The organism is Paraperibacillus marinus (genome assembly GCF_046237605.1).
Taxonomy (GTDB): Bacteria; Bacillota; Bacilli; order Bacillales; family DSM-1321; genus Paraperibacillus; species Paraperibacillus marinus.
Genome location: NZ_CP143542.1, coordinates 2529867 through 2542854, shown reverse-complemented (window position 1 = coordinate 2542854; position 12988 = coordinate 2529867). Strand labels below are relative to the sequence as shown.

Annotated in this window: 16 protein-coding genes and 1 pseudogene; 13 read left to right on the top strand and 4 right to left on the bottom strand. The window is 42.9% G+C overall.

Going from position 1 to position 12988, the window contains the following annotated elements; all coding sequences use genetic code 11:
* Nucleotides 1-345: 345 nt before the first annotated feature.
* The 5 genes from V1498_RS12880 to V1498_RS12860 all read left to right on the top strand — a co-directional run bounded on the left by V1498_RS12880 (nucleotide 346) and on the right by V1498_RS12860 (nucleotide 2968).
* Nucleotides 346-804 (top strand): DinB family protein, encoded by a 459-nt coding sequence (locus V1498_RS12880; RefSeq protein ID WP_409294126.1) that lies wholly within the window; start codon nucleotides 346-348, stop codon nucleotides 802-804.
* Nucleotides 805-1169: 365 nt separating this feature from the next.
* The gene (locus V1498_RS12875; RefSeq protein WP_409294125.1) at nucleotides 1170-1379 is read left to right on the top strand and encodes a hypothetical protein; all 210 of its coding nucleotides are present in this window, start codon (nucleotides 1170-1172) and stop codon (nucleotides 1377-1379) included.
* 42 nt (nucleotides 1380-1421) lie between these two features.
* Nucleotides 1422-1724 carry a DUF2087 domain-containing protein gene (locus V1498_RS12870; protein ID WP_409294124.1) on the top strand — a complete coding sequence of 101 codons (303 nt, stop codon included), beginning with the start codon at nucleotides 1422-1424 and terminating at the stop codon, nucleotides 1722-1724.
* A gap of 69 nt (nucleotides 1725-1793) precedes the next feature.
* Nucleotides 1794-2252, top strand: coding sequence for a hypothetical protein (locus tag V1498_RS12865; protein WP_409294123.1), 459 nt, complete (start codon nucleotides 1794-1796; stop codon nucleotides 2250-2252).
* A 191-nt stretch (nucleotides 2253-2443) separates the two neighbouring features.
* Complete coding sequence (locus tag V1498_RS12860) at nucleotides 2444-2968, top strand: GrpB family protein (RefSeq protein WP_409294122.1); 525 nt, start codon at nucleotides 2444-2446, stop codon at nucleotides 2966-2968.
* A gap of 297 nt (nucleotides 2969-3265) precedes the next feature.
* Here V1498_RS12860 and V1498_RS12855 read toward each other — a convergent pair whose 3' ends face one another.
* Both V1498_RS12855 and V1498_RS12850 read right to left on the bottom strand, forming a co-directional pair.
* Complete coding sequence (locus V1498_RS12855) at nucleotides 3266-4012, bottom strand: YqcI/YcgG family protein (RefSeq protein WP_409294121.1); 747 nt, start codon at nucleotides 4010-4012, stop codon at nucleotides 3266-3268.
* A 124-nt stretch (nucleotides 4013-4136) separates the two neighbouring features.
* Entirely contained in the window at nucleotides 4137-4535 is a 399-nt protein-coding gene (locus V1498_RS12850) for an SET domain-containing protein (RefSeq protein WP_409299271.1), read from the bottom strand.
* A gap of 383 nt (nucleotides 4536-4918) precedes the next feature.
* Here V1498_RS12850 and V1498_RS12845 point away from each other — a divergent pair, with 383 nt between their 5' ends.
* The 7 genes from V1498_RS12845 to V1498_RS12815 all read left to right on the top strand — a co-directional run bounded on the left by V1498_RS12845 (nucleotide 4919) and on the right by V1498_RS12815 (nucleotide 10671).
* The gene (locus tag V1498_RS12845; protein WP_409294120.1) at nucleotides 4919-5674 is read left to right on the top strand and encodes a slipin family protein; all 756 of its coding nucleotides are present in this window, start codon (nucleotides 4919-4921) and stop codon (nucleotides 5672-5674) included.
* Nucleotides 5675-5735: 61 nt separating this feature from the next.
* Nucleotides 5736-6323, top strand: coding sequence for a GNAT family N-acetyltransferase (locus V1498_RS12840; protein ID WP_409294119.1), 588 nt, complete (start codon nucleotides 5736-5738; stop codon nucleotides 6321-6323).
* Between the two features lie 25 nt (nucleotides 6324-6348).
* Entirely contained in the window at nucleotides 6349-6867 is a 519-nt protein-coding gene (locus tag V1498_RS12835; RefSeq protein WP_409294118.1) for a DNA topology modulation protein FlaR, read from the top strand.
* Between the two features lie 102 nt (nucleotides 6868-6969).
* Nucleotides 6970-8172, top strand: coding sequence for an MFS transporter (locus tag V1498_RS12830; RefSeq protein ID WP_409294117.1), 1203 nt, complete (start codon nucleotides 6970-6972; stop codon nucleotides 8170-8172).
* Nucleotides 8173-8690: 518 nt separating this feature from the next.
* Nucleotides 8691-8855, top strand: a complete 165-nt coding sequence (locus V1498_RS12825) for a hypothetical protein (protein WP_409294116.1) — start codon at nucleotides 8691-8693, stop codon at nucleotides 8853-8855.
* A gap of 361 nt (nucleotides 8856-9216) precedes the next feature.
* The gene (locus tag V1498_RS12820; RefSeq protein ID WP_409294115.1) at nucleotides 9217-10020 is read left to right on the top strand and encodes an STAS domain-containing protein; all 804 of its coding nucleotides are present in this window, start codon (nucleotides 9217-9219) and stop codon (nucleotides 10018-10020) included.
* Nucleotides 10021-10410: 390 nt separating this feature from the next.
* The gene (locus tag V1498_RS12815) at nucleotides 10411-10671 is read left to right on the top strand and encodes a hypothetical protein (RefSeq protein WP_409294114.1); all 261 of its coding nucleotides are present in this window, start codon (nucleotides 10411-10413) and stop codon (nucleotides 10669-10671) included.
* Nucleotides 10672-10915: 244 nt separating this feature from the next.
* Here the strand turns inward: V1498_RS12815 and V1498_RS12810 are convergent, their stop codons facing one another.
* Nucleotides 10916-11533, bottom strand: a complete 618-nt coding sequence (locus V1498_RS12810; RefSeq protein WP_409294113.1) for a tetratricopeptide repeat protein — start codon at nucleotides 11531-11533, stop codon at nucleotides 10916-10918.
* A gap of 241 nt (nucleotides 11534-11774) precedes the next feature.
* On the opposite strand from V1498_RS12810, the gene V1498_RS12805 reads away from it, so the two are divergent.
* Complete coding sequence (locus V1498_RS12805; protein ID WP_409294112.1) at nucleotides 11775-11969, top strand: hypothetical protein; 195 nt, start codon at nucleotides 11775-11777, stop codon at nucleotides 11967-11969.
* 48 nt (nucleotides 11970-12017) lie between these two features.
* Here V1498_RS12805 and V1498_RS12800 read toward each other — a convergent pair.
* Nucleotides 12018-12764 (bottom strand): annotated as a pseudogene (locus tag V1498_RS12800) (IS1595 family transposase).
* Between the last annotated feature and the right edge of the window lie 224 nt (nucleotides 12765-12988).

Here is a 12988-nt window from a genome sequence, read left to right as displayed (position 1 = left end):
AGCAAAACTGGCCTCCACCCCCTGGACAGGCATGACGAAGGAATGATAGGGCGATTGACCCGTTGAGACATGGGAGGGAAAGCCTCCAGGGCGGCGTGGAGATGTACATGATATGGTAGAATATGGAGAAGTGAACTTACTCCTTTATTTACTATGCCTCCACGTAGCCTAAATGTCCTCAATTCACATCCTACAGCCAAAGAATGTTATCCTTGGCGGATGAAATCCTGCGAATAAGCGAGCATTCGGGAGATAATCGAATTAAACTGAGGGAGTGGAAGAAGGGGAATTAAGGTTTTTAAAAGAATACTATTTATAACTATATATTGAAGGGAGGGTACGAGTATGGAGAATGTAATTAATAGAATAAACCACTGGATACACTCATTACCAAAGGAATACAACGCAATGTCAGAAACAGAAATATCTTTTCGGCCATCACTGAATAAATGGTCTAAAAAAGAGATATTAGGAGATCTTTGTGACTCTGCGGTAAATAATATTGAGAGGTTCGTAAAAATTCAATATGAAGAACAACCATATGTTATCCCAACTTATAATCAAGAAGAATGGGTGGTAGCTCAGAATTATCAAGAAAGATCACTTGATGAAATACTAACTCTTTTTCAAACACTAAATAATCAAGTCATAAATATAATTATCAATATTCCTGCCGAGAAATTATCTTATCTTTGTGATATGGGAAATAACCATCAAAATACCCTGGATTGGCTTATACAGGACTACCTTGAACATATGGAACATCATATTACCAACCAAATTTTAAATAATAGTAACGACTAAATATCCTTTATATTGTTCAACCAACGGTGCTTTAGTTTAGTAAGGAATAACTAAAAGGACTTCACAAGAAGCCATTTACTTTTGCTCAAAATATCAAACTATGTTGCACTGGGATCGGCCCGAGGAAGTAGTGATAGAAATCCGGCGTAAGTTTCTTGAATAAAAGGGGGAATTGTATGTTCGATTTAATAGGTTTTTCCAGTTTGTGGATATGCATTTTTGCTGTGGCGAGATTGTTCAGTTTTTTTGCAAGAAAATACAGTCCTTTTGGAAGAACCTATTGGAAGAATGACCTGCTGATTTCTTTTGCACAAAGCCTTTGTATCACGTTCCTGCTAAAGTTTATGTAAAGGAGTTGATAGAGTATGGAAGTGTTTACAGCAAGTTTTGGTTCAGCCTTCATCATATTCATGACTGTGTTTTTTATAATAAAGGCTTTCATCAAGGCACTGAAGAGAAAAGAAATTTCGGTGGGGAAGTTCAGGGCTTACACGGCGGCATCAGTCCTTATTGGGGTCATGACCGCTGCCGCTTTGCCCTTTGCCTATGAAAAGATGTTTGACATTCTGAGGTGATTTACAGCTGGTCAACTACAAGGAACAAAAGGAGGAAACAACATGGATGAAGCACAAATGAAATATCAGCAGTCCATCCTCAGGAATTTTTTTGATGCAGAGGAGCGGCTGAAAAGCATTCCCGGACAGAAAAAGAAAAAACTGGTGGTGCTTGAGCATCTGGCAGCGGGGCTGGATCCACATAAGAAATATACGGAAAAAGAGCTGAATGAGTACATAAAGCAGTATCATGAGGATTTCTGTACACTGCGGAGGGAATTCATCGTCCACGGTTTCATGGATCGGGAAGACAGTGTCTATCATGTTCATACCGGCGAAAGCCGGACACGCTGGCAGGATTTATAAAGATTTTGGTTTACCGCCTCCACAGTGCTATAATGGACTGAAAATATTAACTGCAATCAGGGAGGCAACATGCTGTCATTTGAAGAAAAATTGGCGATCATTGAATCGTTTTCAGAGCTGGAGCAGAAAAAAGTATCGCTCGGGCGGATTAACTTCCAATATAACGAGAGTGTTGAAGAGAAAAAGAATGTGGTCTACCATCTGCATCCGAACGGAAATGGATATGTATATGGCGCTAAGCTGAACGGCTATCCAACCGATGACCGGGGCATGGTGAATATCCGCGATTTTTCAGAAGGAGAGCTTCGCACGATCATTGAGCAATCCATCTTTTCGTTGTCTGCAGAGGGAAATGTCCTCGATCCGGAGGAAGAAGAGTGGGTGAATGGTGAAAACCAGAGCCTGACACTGATCCGTGAGGAAGAGGACATGTGGAATGTCTACGCTGGCATGAACCTGGACGGCACCTTCACTACCTACAGTGCAGCTGCTTCTTATTTAGAAGAAGAGGGCTTTACACGTAAATAAAAAAATGCGCTGTACTCCTTGTGTCTTAGGGCCGGGAGTGCGGCTTTTTTTGCTTTATAGTTTTTTTTATTCTAGTTCCACTTTCGTTAATACGAGCTATTAAACATAATTAAAACACCCTAGATATAATTATTCTAAAAGCAGAATATTTACGAAAAGAGTAAAGCAAATTGGCCTTTGGAGAGGATAAAGTGCGAAATGTGGAAGTATGTCCATACAATGAAAAATGGTCTCAAATGTTTAAGGAAGAGGCTGAAAAAATCAATCTTGTACTTGGGGATGAAATGATAAATATATATCATATTGGCAGTACCTCTATTCGAGGATTAAGTGCAAAACCGATAATAGACATAATGCCTGTTGTTAAAGACATTAATAAGGTAGATACATATAACATCGAGATGAAGAACCTTGGATATAAACCTAAAGGCGAAAATGGAATTCGTGGCCGCAGATATTTTCAAAAAGGAGGGGATCAACGCTCCCACCACCTCCACATCTATCAGAATGGCAGTCATGAAATAAAAAGGCACTTGGCTTTTAGAGACTATTTAATGTCGCATCCATTAGAGATGAAGAATTACGGAGAATTAAAAGAAAAGCTGGCAAGGCAATTTCTTAATGATATTGAATCTTACATAAAAGGTAAAGATGTGTTTGTAAAAGAAATGGAACTAAAAGCATTAGTATGGTATGAAGATAATCAAAACTCATAAGGGCAGCAGGTACAAACGAAAAAAATTCTCCCTAAATTCACATACTGTGAAAAATGCCAATGGATGGAGAATTGCATGTACGTATTAGATAAAAAAACAGCGCTTCTGATCCTTGATGTTCAAAAGGGATTTGATAATCCGTATTGGAAGGTGAAACCAACATGAGCGTAGCTCACCGCCAGCCCCGCGGAAAGCGAAGCGCCTGGAAAGGAAATCGAAAGCCCTTTTATACAATCCACCCCCTTTAACAGAAGGTAAGTCCAAAGAGTAAAAAGCACAAGGAAAGCCTTGTGCTTTTTACTCTTTCCTGGCTTTCATAAACCGGTGAAACGGGCACTGTGGAGGTGCGCTGGCATCATCTCTGAGAAAATACTGCTTCCACTCGTAATTATCACCGGAGCCGTACGTATTTAAATCAGGATGGATAGGAACTGAATCGTAATCTGCCAGCCTGCTTCTTACCTGTTTTTTAATCCGGGCTGAAAAAGTCTTATTTTTCATAAACTCCTGCAGAACCCATCGTGGGGTAATGGCGAGCATGAAATAGTCAAAATACCTGCTTTGTCTATTGATGTGTGCGGGGGTGCCGCAGTACATAAAATATTGCTCGCCATGGAAGCAGAACTCCCAGATTGGGTTATCAGGGCTTTCCGGTATGTGTCCGGGCCACTTTTTTACGTCTTTGTCATTCAAAAAATTTAGCTGCTGCCAGAACAGCTCTTCGAATTGTTCGACAGTGTATCCTTCTTTCATGTCACGGGGCGTTTCATAAAATAGGATGAGGGAGGTGTAGTTCCCAAAATCCCTTGAGTTCTCCGTATATTCACGCAGAAGCCATGCGGCTTCCGCAGCTGACTCTTTCCTTCTTGGATCACTGACAAAGCCGTAGCGCAGGTGATTGGAGGAAAATCCAATCGTGGCGGGGATGCAGGGAAAGGGTTTTTCCCTGCTCTTCATTTTAGCTGCAAATGTATCCAACGCATCTTTTTCCCAAAGGTCAAGGAGCTCTCTTTGTGAGGGAATTTCTTCATATAAATGCTTCATTCTAAGCACACCCCCTGATTGCTTCTACATGATATGTAGGCGGCAGCCGGGGCTGTGAGTGTCCACTCATAAAATAGGCTGGATTAGGCAAATCCCGCTCATGAACCATAAGCGGGATTGTTTGTTATTCTTCGTTATCACTTTCTGCTTCTTTATTGAACCAAAGCGGATCATGATCATCGACTTCACCATTGTAATTGATGAAGATTTCTTCACCTGCTTTTATGTCTCTGTAGGCATAAAATTCAAAGATGTGTTTATCGAAATTGATATCGTACGTGGCATTCGGCTCATAGGAGTGGTTAAAAAGCATGCCGTAGCCGAGCAGGATGGCAGAATGGTTCTTGCCATACTCAAACGCATAATCATCGAGAACCGTTTTTTCGATATATTTATGTTCTTCGTTTGGATAAGAAAGCACAGGAGCCTCATGGAACAATGTGCCCTTGGAGATATCTTCTGTCGCAAATACCCCTCTATTGAATTCCCCGTCACTCACCGGAGACTGTTTGACTTCTATTATGATCATCACCTACGTATCTTTTTTAGCGTACTTCCTTAATATTGACCGTTTAGCGGAAAAAAAGCAACCTATAGGGTAAATAGGGACCACAGGCTTATAGTTTGAATTTTCTTAATCTTATTTTCATCCCTGGAAATCCCTGCTAAAATAGAAAAACAGGGAAATGAAAGGCCGGGCAGCAGAATCCCTGCCGCCTGTCGCCAGTACGCATTTCCTGATGGCAGACTGGCTTCCCGCTGGGACCAGTGTCTGGGTTCGAAGCCCAATTGACGGTTCCGCGGCTGGCAGCTTACCGCCAGGCAATCATGCAGGTTAAGACCTCCATTGCCTTTTAGCCTGCTGCCTTCCGCGGTTCTTCCACTTTTTGAAAAAGGAGGATGAAGATGCTCGATATATTTTTACTGATAACCGCTGCTTCTATATCGATAGCAGCCGTTTGGTATATGATCAGATTATTTGTAGGCGGAGTTACCATATATGAGTACCAGGGGGGAATAAGATTTAAGCGCGGGCGTTCTGGGAGTGGATTGATCGGCCCCGGCAGATATACATACCTTAAGGCTGTGACAAGGATCGAAGTGTTCGACATGAGGCCTGCTGTCCTTCAGGTTTCCGGACAGGAAGTACTTACAGCAGATCTATTGGGTGTCAAAATCAGCTTCGGAGTCCACTATCAAATCCTGGATCCAAAAGCACTCCTGTCACAGTTCGAGGATTATCAAGAATCCTTCCGTCTCATTGCCCAATATAAGCTTCGTGAAGTGATTGCCTCCTCCAGGCTCGACAGTCTCCTCGAGAACCGGAAAGAGATTTCTGAAAACATGCTGAATCTGCTGAGGGAAGAGCCGAATCTTGCCCCGCTTTCCATTCAATCTGTAAACTTAAAAGATATCATGCTTCCAAGTGAACTTAAGAAAGCCTATCTTGAACAGAAAAAAGCCCAAAAGGCAGCGCAGGCAGCCTTAGAGAAAGCACGTGGAGAAACCGCCGTGCTGAGAAGCCTGGCAAATGCCGCCCTGCTGCTAGAGAACAATCCCGGCCTGGCACAGCTCAGACTCATTCAGACCATCGAGAGCTCGGAGGGGAATACTTTTGTTTTAGACACTAAAAAGCCAGAAAAAGTGAAGGATCGAGGTTGAACCTTAGGAAAGAGAGGGCCGTAGCTTGTGTGGGCTCTATAAATGAAGGAGAGTGAATACGATGTTCATTCATAAAATAGATGATGAATTATCATTAAAAGTCCTGGAGGAAAAGGATGCAGAAAAACTTTTTGCTCTGACAGACCGTTCCCGGGATTATTTAAAGAAATGGCTGCCATGGCTGGATTTCACCCGGAATGTGGAAGACTCCAGGGAGTTCATCCGGACGGGGCTGCAGGGATTTGCAGATAACAGGAGTCTGACAACAGCCATTTTATACAAGGAACAGATGGCTGGCACAGCCGGCTTCCATCATTTTGATTGGACACACCGGACAACATCGATGGGCTATTGGCTCGGTCAGGAATTTCAGGGCAAGGGAATCATGACAAGGGTAGCGGGTGCCTTAACACAATATGCATTTGGGGAATTGGGTTTGAACCGGGTGGAAATCAGAGCGGCATATGGCAATCGGAAAAGCCGGGCCATTCCGGAGCGTCTTGGTTTTATGGAAGAAGGGCGCATCCGCCAGGCGGAATGGCTGTATGACCATTATGTGGACCACGCAGTGTATGGGATGCTTGCAGAGGACTGGAAGCAGAGAGAAAGAACAGCCGCCAGGGTGCGCAATGAAACGGCTGGTCAATAAAACGAAAAGTCTGGAATGATTGCTTTTGCTCACTAAAAGGAAGATACATATCATTGGGTCCGTTGGCAGCGGCAAGACGACGCTTGCCAAAATGCTGTCAGAGGAACTCGGAATTCCCTATTATGAATTGGATAATGTGATGTGGGAACGGAGACCGGATGGCGATCGAAGGAGGACCGAGGAAGAGCGGAAGGCAATTCTCGGTGACATCCTCAGCAAGCAGGCATGGATCATGGAGGGTGTGCATAACGATGACTGGATGGCGGCGAGCTTCCATGAAGCGGATCTCATCCTGCTCCTTGATACAAGCCATAAAGTGCGTACCTTCCGGATAATCCGGCGGTTCCTGCGGCAGAAGGCGGGCCTTGAAACCTGCCATTATAAACCGACAGTCCGCATATTCCTGAATATGTTCAAATGGAGCAGATCGTTTGAAACTGAAGGAAAACACCGGTTCTACCAGCGCTGTGAACCTTACCGGGAGAAAATTAAGGTAATAAAAGACAGTGATGGACTGAATGAATACAAGAACAAGAAGGGCTGATTTCAGCCCTTTTTTCAATCCTGCTGTTTGCCCTTCCATAACCTGGGCGGTACAATCATCTATATTCATACAAAACATCGCTTAAAGAGGGGAGCAGCATCTATGACTTATATAAAGCGCGGCACCCCTATTTTCAGGAGTGCATCACTCGCTCTGTTTGCCGGGGGCTTCAGCACCTTTGCCATCCTCTGGGGCATGCAGCCGCTGCTGCCTGAAATATCGGGGGAATTCCACATCTCACCGGCGGTATCGAGCTTCAGCCTTTCAGCGGCAACGGTGGCTTTGTCCTTCAGCCTGCTGATAGCAGGTTCACTATCAGAGGTTTATGGCCGCAAGAACATCATGGCGGTATCCCTGATTTTGTCCTCCATCCTCTCCATATTGACAGCTTTTGCACCTAATTTCCATATCTTGATTCTGGCGCGCATCCTGCAGGGAATTACACTTGCCGGACTGCCCGCCGCGGCCATGGCCTATCTCGGGGAAGAAATGGATTCCTCGAGCCTTGGACTCGCGATGGGATTGTATATCAGCGGGAATTCAATCGGGGGAATGGCCGGAAGGATTGTAAGCGGCTTTTTGACGGATACTTTTAGCTGGCATGCAGCCATGGCCGGACTGGGAATCATCAGCTTTCTCGCAAGTATCATTTTTTGGAAGGGGCTGCCGGAATCCCGTCATTTTAAACCTAGGGAACTGAAGATTAGGAAACTAGTCCGTTCGCTGGGCAGCCAGTTTCGAGAACGTGCTCTGCTTCAGCTGTTTCTGATCGGCTTTTTGATCATGGGCGGCTTTGTGGCGCTCTATAACTATATGGGCTTTCAATTGACGCGTCCGCCGTATTCTCTCAGCGGGACACTCGTCGGTTTCATATTCATCGTGTATATCGTCGGGTCGTTCAGCTCAACATGGATGGGCATGCTTTCTGATGTGTATGGCAAAAGTAAAGTTCTCCTGTTGTCCCTGGGAATCCTGCTTGTAGGTGCCTGCCTGACACTTGGTGGAGATCTTTGGCTCAAGATTCTGGGACTTGCCATTTTCACATTTGGTTTCTTTGCGGCTCATTCCATCGCAAGCGGCTGGGTGGGACTCGTCTCCACTCATGATAAAGCCCAGGCTGCCTCTTTATATCTATTTTTCTACTATGCCGGCGCAAGCATCGGCGGAACAGGAAGCGGCGTCTTTTACAGCCGGTTTGGCTGGACGGGTGTCATTGCCATGATTGCTGTCCTGACCACAGGGGCGCTCATTCTTACCATACAGCTTGGACAGAGGGGCAGACGTGAGTTGAAAAAATCTGCTTAATCATTCAGCTTAATTTGTATATCAATGGAACTTTTAAAAAAATGATGATTAAAGAGATTGAGAGGCAATTTCATCAATAAGAAAATAAAGGATTTTCCTAATAAATATAGCTTGAATCTTCAGCTTCCTGGGTATAAATCTAGATAGAATAAAAAGCTGGAGGAGGAAAGGAACATGAGCTTTCGTGAGCGTTTTTGGGAAAATATGACGAAGCATAACTGGGAGCACTTGATCGATACAGAACATTTTGAAGAAGATTTGGAAGAGGAGGATTGATGCATTCCTTCTCTTTTTTTGGTGCGACCGGCATGGGTGCTATCTATAGGGTGTGAGTCCCGAGCCGTGAAGGCAGTAGTAACGGTTAGCTTAACACAAGGGGGTCCAGGGCGACTTGGAATCTGAAGGAAGCGGGCGGCAAACCTCCTGTCTGAGGACGAACTTCATATAAGGCTGAGAGTCATTGGGTGAGTCTGCCAGACAAAATAAAGCCCTTACTGCCGGGAGGTGGCTCTGAGTAAGTGAAGCAGATAGGTGGAGGGAAAGATTGCACTCTTACCCGGGGAGATCTGGCTGGTATGCCAAGTACCCCTGGTACCTGTCCAGGGCAGCTGAACAGCCAGAAGTCAGCCGAGGCAATAGTACTTTATCTTCTCGAGACGATAGGGGAAGGGCTGAACCAATAAGAAAGAGTGAAATTCAGGCATACAGTACATGTGTTGAACAAAGACAATCCTTGTGACTTGCCAGAGGAGGAAGCGGCGAATTTCACGGAGGACTTCTGGAGGGTGGAGCATGGACTGGATAAACGAAACCTTCACTTAGATGGAATCGCCGTATACCGAACGGTACGTACGGTGGTGTGAGAGGCCGGGGGTTAGTCGCCCCCTCCTGCTCGATTGGTTCATAGGCAAAAATGGCAGGGGAAATGGAAAAAATCACATTTAAAACCTGCAGTATTTCTTGTGAATTGATAATCTTTTATTTTATAATGGAAGATGCATGTCGAAAAGAGAAGAGGCATGTCGGAAAGCAGGTGCTTTAAGTATGCTTGATGTTCTGAAAAATGTAAGTGTTTATGAGCTGCTTGATAAAATAGATGATAATATATTCATAACAAATGAGAAGTTTGAATTAACCTGGATGAATAAACAGGGAAAGGTGTTCCTTACACAGGTAGCGCCTTTTTTGGGAATAGAAAACATAGAGGACTTAATTGGCAGGGATATTACGACTATAGATGTTGGAAAAAGCCCGACCCGGATGACAACCGGTGATTCTTTTCCTATAGAAGCACATGTTAATCTGTTCGATACATTTACGGTCGATTTTGCCATTGATGAAATAAAAAATGAGGCAGGAAATCGCAGCGGTTTCATCATCACCTGGAGTGACGTCTCTCTATATGAAAATGCAATCAAGGAAGGACAGGACCTGCTGGATGAAATTGATACACCAATTTTCCAGACAGTCCTCCCATTTGCGGCTCTGTCTCCGATCATGGGCCGGATGACCGAACACCGCCTGGATTCCATGCAGATGAAAATTCTGTCGTATTGCGCAAAAAGCCAGATAACCTCTATGATCCTCGATTTCTCCTCATTCGAATATTCTTTGGAGCCATTCGAGGTTAATGGTATCAATAATATGATCAAGGCGCTCCGGCTCATGGGAGTCCAGGCAAGCCTTGTGGGCATCGGTTCGAAAATGGCCCAGTCGATCGTGGAAAAGCAAGTGAGCTTTGATGCCGACAGCTTCCAGTCCTTCCAGCAATGCATGTATGCCATCATGGATGAGAAGGGCTATAAATTGATCAAGGACAGCGGAATAAGCAAGGGAGCTCTTTCATAAGGGCTCTTTTTCTTTGGCTTTTTCATGACTTCAATTGAAGGGGGAAAATATTAGGGGAGAACAAACAGCGTTCCTCATTCTTTCAGCCTTTCTTTTTCTCGTCTCTGCTGCTTCCTTTATGCTTGAAATCCCCGAATTCATGATGGATACCGTGTTTCTCATCGGTTTTATAACAGCCATATATATCACGGGATGTTTCCGGAAAAAGGGAAAAGAATGAATCGTTCCTGTTCAGCCTGTTTACCTTCATTCATACCGGGAATAAATTGGTAACCACCCTAACATGACTTGAACAGGAGTGATTTCAATGGGTAAGACAGGAAGGATCAAGCAGAAAGCAAAGACCGCAGTAAATAAAGTGAAAGCAAATCTGAAGGAACGTTTTTTACGATGGCCGACATTCCATCTACCACTGTCAGCGAGCTCGCCGAGTTTATCAGGGTGAATCCCGAAACCAGATCAACTGAGCGGCAGCTGCTTGGCATGAAGTATAAATTTTACCGTCTGGATGTGCTTCCATACTCTTTCTATATGGAAACCGCAGGAAACCGGATCGTCCAGCTGGACGGGATGAATGAAGGAGAACCGGCCATCGCCTACAGGTCGTATAAGGACTCGCGTGATTTCCATACACCGATCAGGATTCCTTAGTCAGGGGCTGTGAAGCTGCTTGAAAAGGTTCCATAGTATGAAAAAATATAGCACTGTAAATGGCGTGTGAACAGGCACGCCATTTTAAAATGAGTGAATTAACGTGATTGAATTATTTAGTAGAGTGTTACCTTTGAAGTGAGCGGATATACTTGCAGCAGTATAATATTTTTAGATAATCCGGGAGAAGACAGCAAAAAAGATTCATGGCCGACTCAAAAGAAATTAAGTTCAACATACAGAATCATTTCAGTTTAAAATTATGTTCCACCAGGTCTTTGACTCCTTTTGTTTTTACAACCAACTCAGGATCATTCACTATTTGATATTTTATTCTCTGCTCGATATTATCAAGGATTTCATTTTTAAATAAGCTAAGAACTTCGGTAAATTGTATAGGAACAGATTTTTTTACAAGTTGTAATAAATAATCAAACATGTAAAAGGGATCAAGTTCATCTATACCATTTTCTTTTATATATAGAAAGTATCTGTTCCAACACAAAATGGCATTTTCATAGTTATAAATTTCAGTGACAGGAATTGATAATAAAAGCGCCATGGGGGCATTCGCTTTTATGTCACCACACTTTACAGCTTCTTTATAATGAATGAGAGCCAGTTTATAATCTCTTTTAACCCCCTCACCAAGTTCGTACATACTCCCTAATTTTCTGTATGCCTCTCCATATCCCAGAAAAGCTGCCCTTTCATATAATTTATGTGCTTCTCCATAATCTTGCTGCTTTCCTTCTATTCCATGATAATAACCTTCAGCTTGATCAAATATTTCCCCCGCTAGTTTAAATTTTTCACAGCCAACTTTAAAGTTTTCTTTCTCTGTTGCATCACTATTATTCAATTCGATTGCTCTCCTAACAGCTTTTTTTATGTTTAAAATATAATTATACAATTAACGGAAATAATCCTTCCGTCTTAGAACAAGGCTCTTTTCGTAAACATTGGTTGCTTTTAGGACATTGTCAGGATTAATTTACCTTTTATGGTATTATATATTCAAAGACTCTTACAGTTTAAGGTATAGGTGAAAATTAAGTGTAATGAAAAAAACTTGATGTGTTTAATTTATGGAGGTGGGTTTTATGGACTTTTTGTCTTGGTATGATTGGATAACTCCAACTAATCCTTTTGCATCTATATTTTTTGGTATTATATTTACGATTATTGGAGGAATAACAGTTTGGGTGAACACTAAGCGTTTAAGAACAGTGTTACTTACTGCTATTACAGGAATTGCTGTAACGGGAATTGGAGTTGCAATTTTGAAAATCGTATAAAAAGAAATATCCCAGTGAACTGAGCAGTTATCAATTAAAGGACTGTTTTTATATCTCTCGTAAATAGTTAACCTTTATACCAGTCGAATTTTGGCAAGCACTGAGGAGCATTTGGTTTATCTGCTCTTTTTCAGCCAACTTCTTACTTTGCTGTAGGAAGTTGAACAGTAAAGGTAGTTGTCCAAATACTTAGTAGCCACTCCTTGGAACCTATCCATCCACCCCTTTAAACGTTTAGGTAATTATTAACGTTTTGCAAATGGTAGATGCCTTTTTTGAAATACCCCTCTTTACTCAGGTTGATGGGTTCGTGCTTCAGTGCCTTGATGAGTGCAAGTTTCTTGTAGTTCGTGGCGGTATCCGTGCACAACAAAGAAGACGGGTCAATATAATTTCCAATAACCGCGTCAATTTCTTCTGCTTTTACACGACCAGTTCCAGCCTTCTGAGCAATGACTTGCCCATTGTATCCTTCCACCATCATTTGAAAATACTCACCCACTTACCAAGATAACGTGTTCCTGAAATCGGTGTATTGGATAGGTCGTTAAAAGACTTTCCACAGTCACGACATAGATCTTTGTCTCTCTCTGTACTTGCCATTTCGCTTTACTTTTACACTTCCACAATGAATACAGCCTAATCCCTCTTTAAAACGGGATTCTCTAATCGTTGTGAACGCATCTTTCATATCAGTATCTTCATTATCGATGAAGTCTTCTTTTAAAAGGATAAATGGTTGAATTTGCTCTTCTTTAGTTAAGTCCGAAAATATGCATAGATGTCTTTAACCATGGAGAAACCGCCTCCTGAAGAGTATTTTATCTATGCGAAAAGAGCCTAAAACAATGATCAATGTTTTATCGAGGGGGGTGCACTACAAAAGAGAAGACGAGGATATCATTTAATACATTATAACGAGATTTTCGCTGAATTCATGGACCAGATTAAAGAATTAGGCGGCTGATATCCCGGGCTTAGAAGAGCGCATGTAAGAGGATAGCCTTAAGAAGCAATAT

Bases quoted from the DNA above. Each gene is read 5' to 3' on its own strand.
- V1498_RS12880 (WP_409294126.1), top strand. From the start codon at position 346: ATGGAGAATGTAATTAATAGAATAAACCACTGGATACACTCATTACCA.
- V1498_RS12875 (WP_409294125.1), top strand. From the start codon at position 1,170: ATGGAAGTGTTTACAGCAAGTTTTGGTTCAGCCTTCATCATATTCATG.
- V1498_RS12870 (WP_409294124.1), top strand. From the start codon at position 1,422: ATGGATGAAGCACAAATGAAATATCAGCAGTCCATCCTCAGGAATTTT.
- V1498_RS12865 (WP_409294123.1), top strand. From the start codon at position 1,794: ATGCTGTCATTTGAAGAAAAATTGGCGATCATTGAATCGTTTTCAGAG.
- V1498_RS12855 (WP_409294121.1), bottom strand. From the start codon at position 4,012: ATGAAGCATTTATATGAAGAAATTCCCTCACAAAGAGAGCTCCTTGAC.
- V1498_RS12845 (WP_409294120.1), top strand. From the start codon at position 4,919: ATGCTCGATATATTTTTACTGATAACCGCTGCTTCTATATCGATAGCA.
- V1498_RS12840 (WP_409294119.1), top strand. From the start codon at position 5,736: ATGTTCATTCATAAAATAGATGATGAATTATCATTAAAAGTCCTGGAG.
- V1498_RS12830 (WP_409294117.1), top strand. From the start codon at position 6,970: ATGACTTATATAAAGCGCGGCACCCCTATTTTCAGGAGTGCATCACTC.
- V1498_RS12820 (WP_409294115.1), top strand. From the start codon at position 9,217: ATGCTTGATGTTCTGAAAAATGTAAGTGTTTATGAGCTGCTTGATAAA.
- V1498_RS12815 (WP_409294114.1), top strand. From the start codon at position 10,411: ATGGCCGACATTCCATCTACCACTGTCAGCGAGCTCGCCGAGTTTATC.
- V1498_RS12805 (WP_409294112.1), top strand. From the start codon at position 11,775: ATGGACTTTTTGTCTTGGTATGATTGGATAACTCCAACTAATCCTTTT.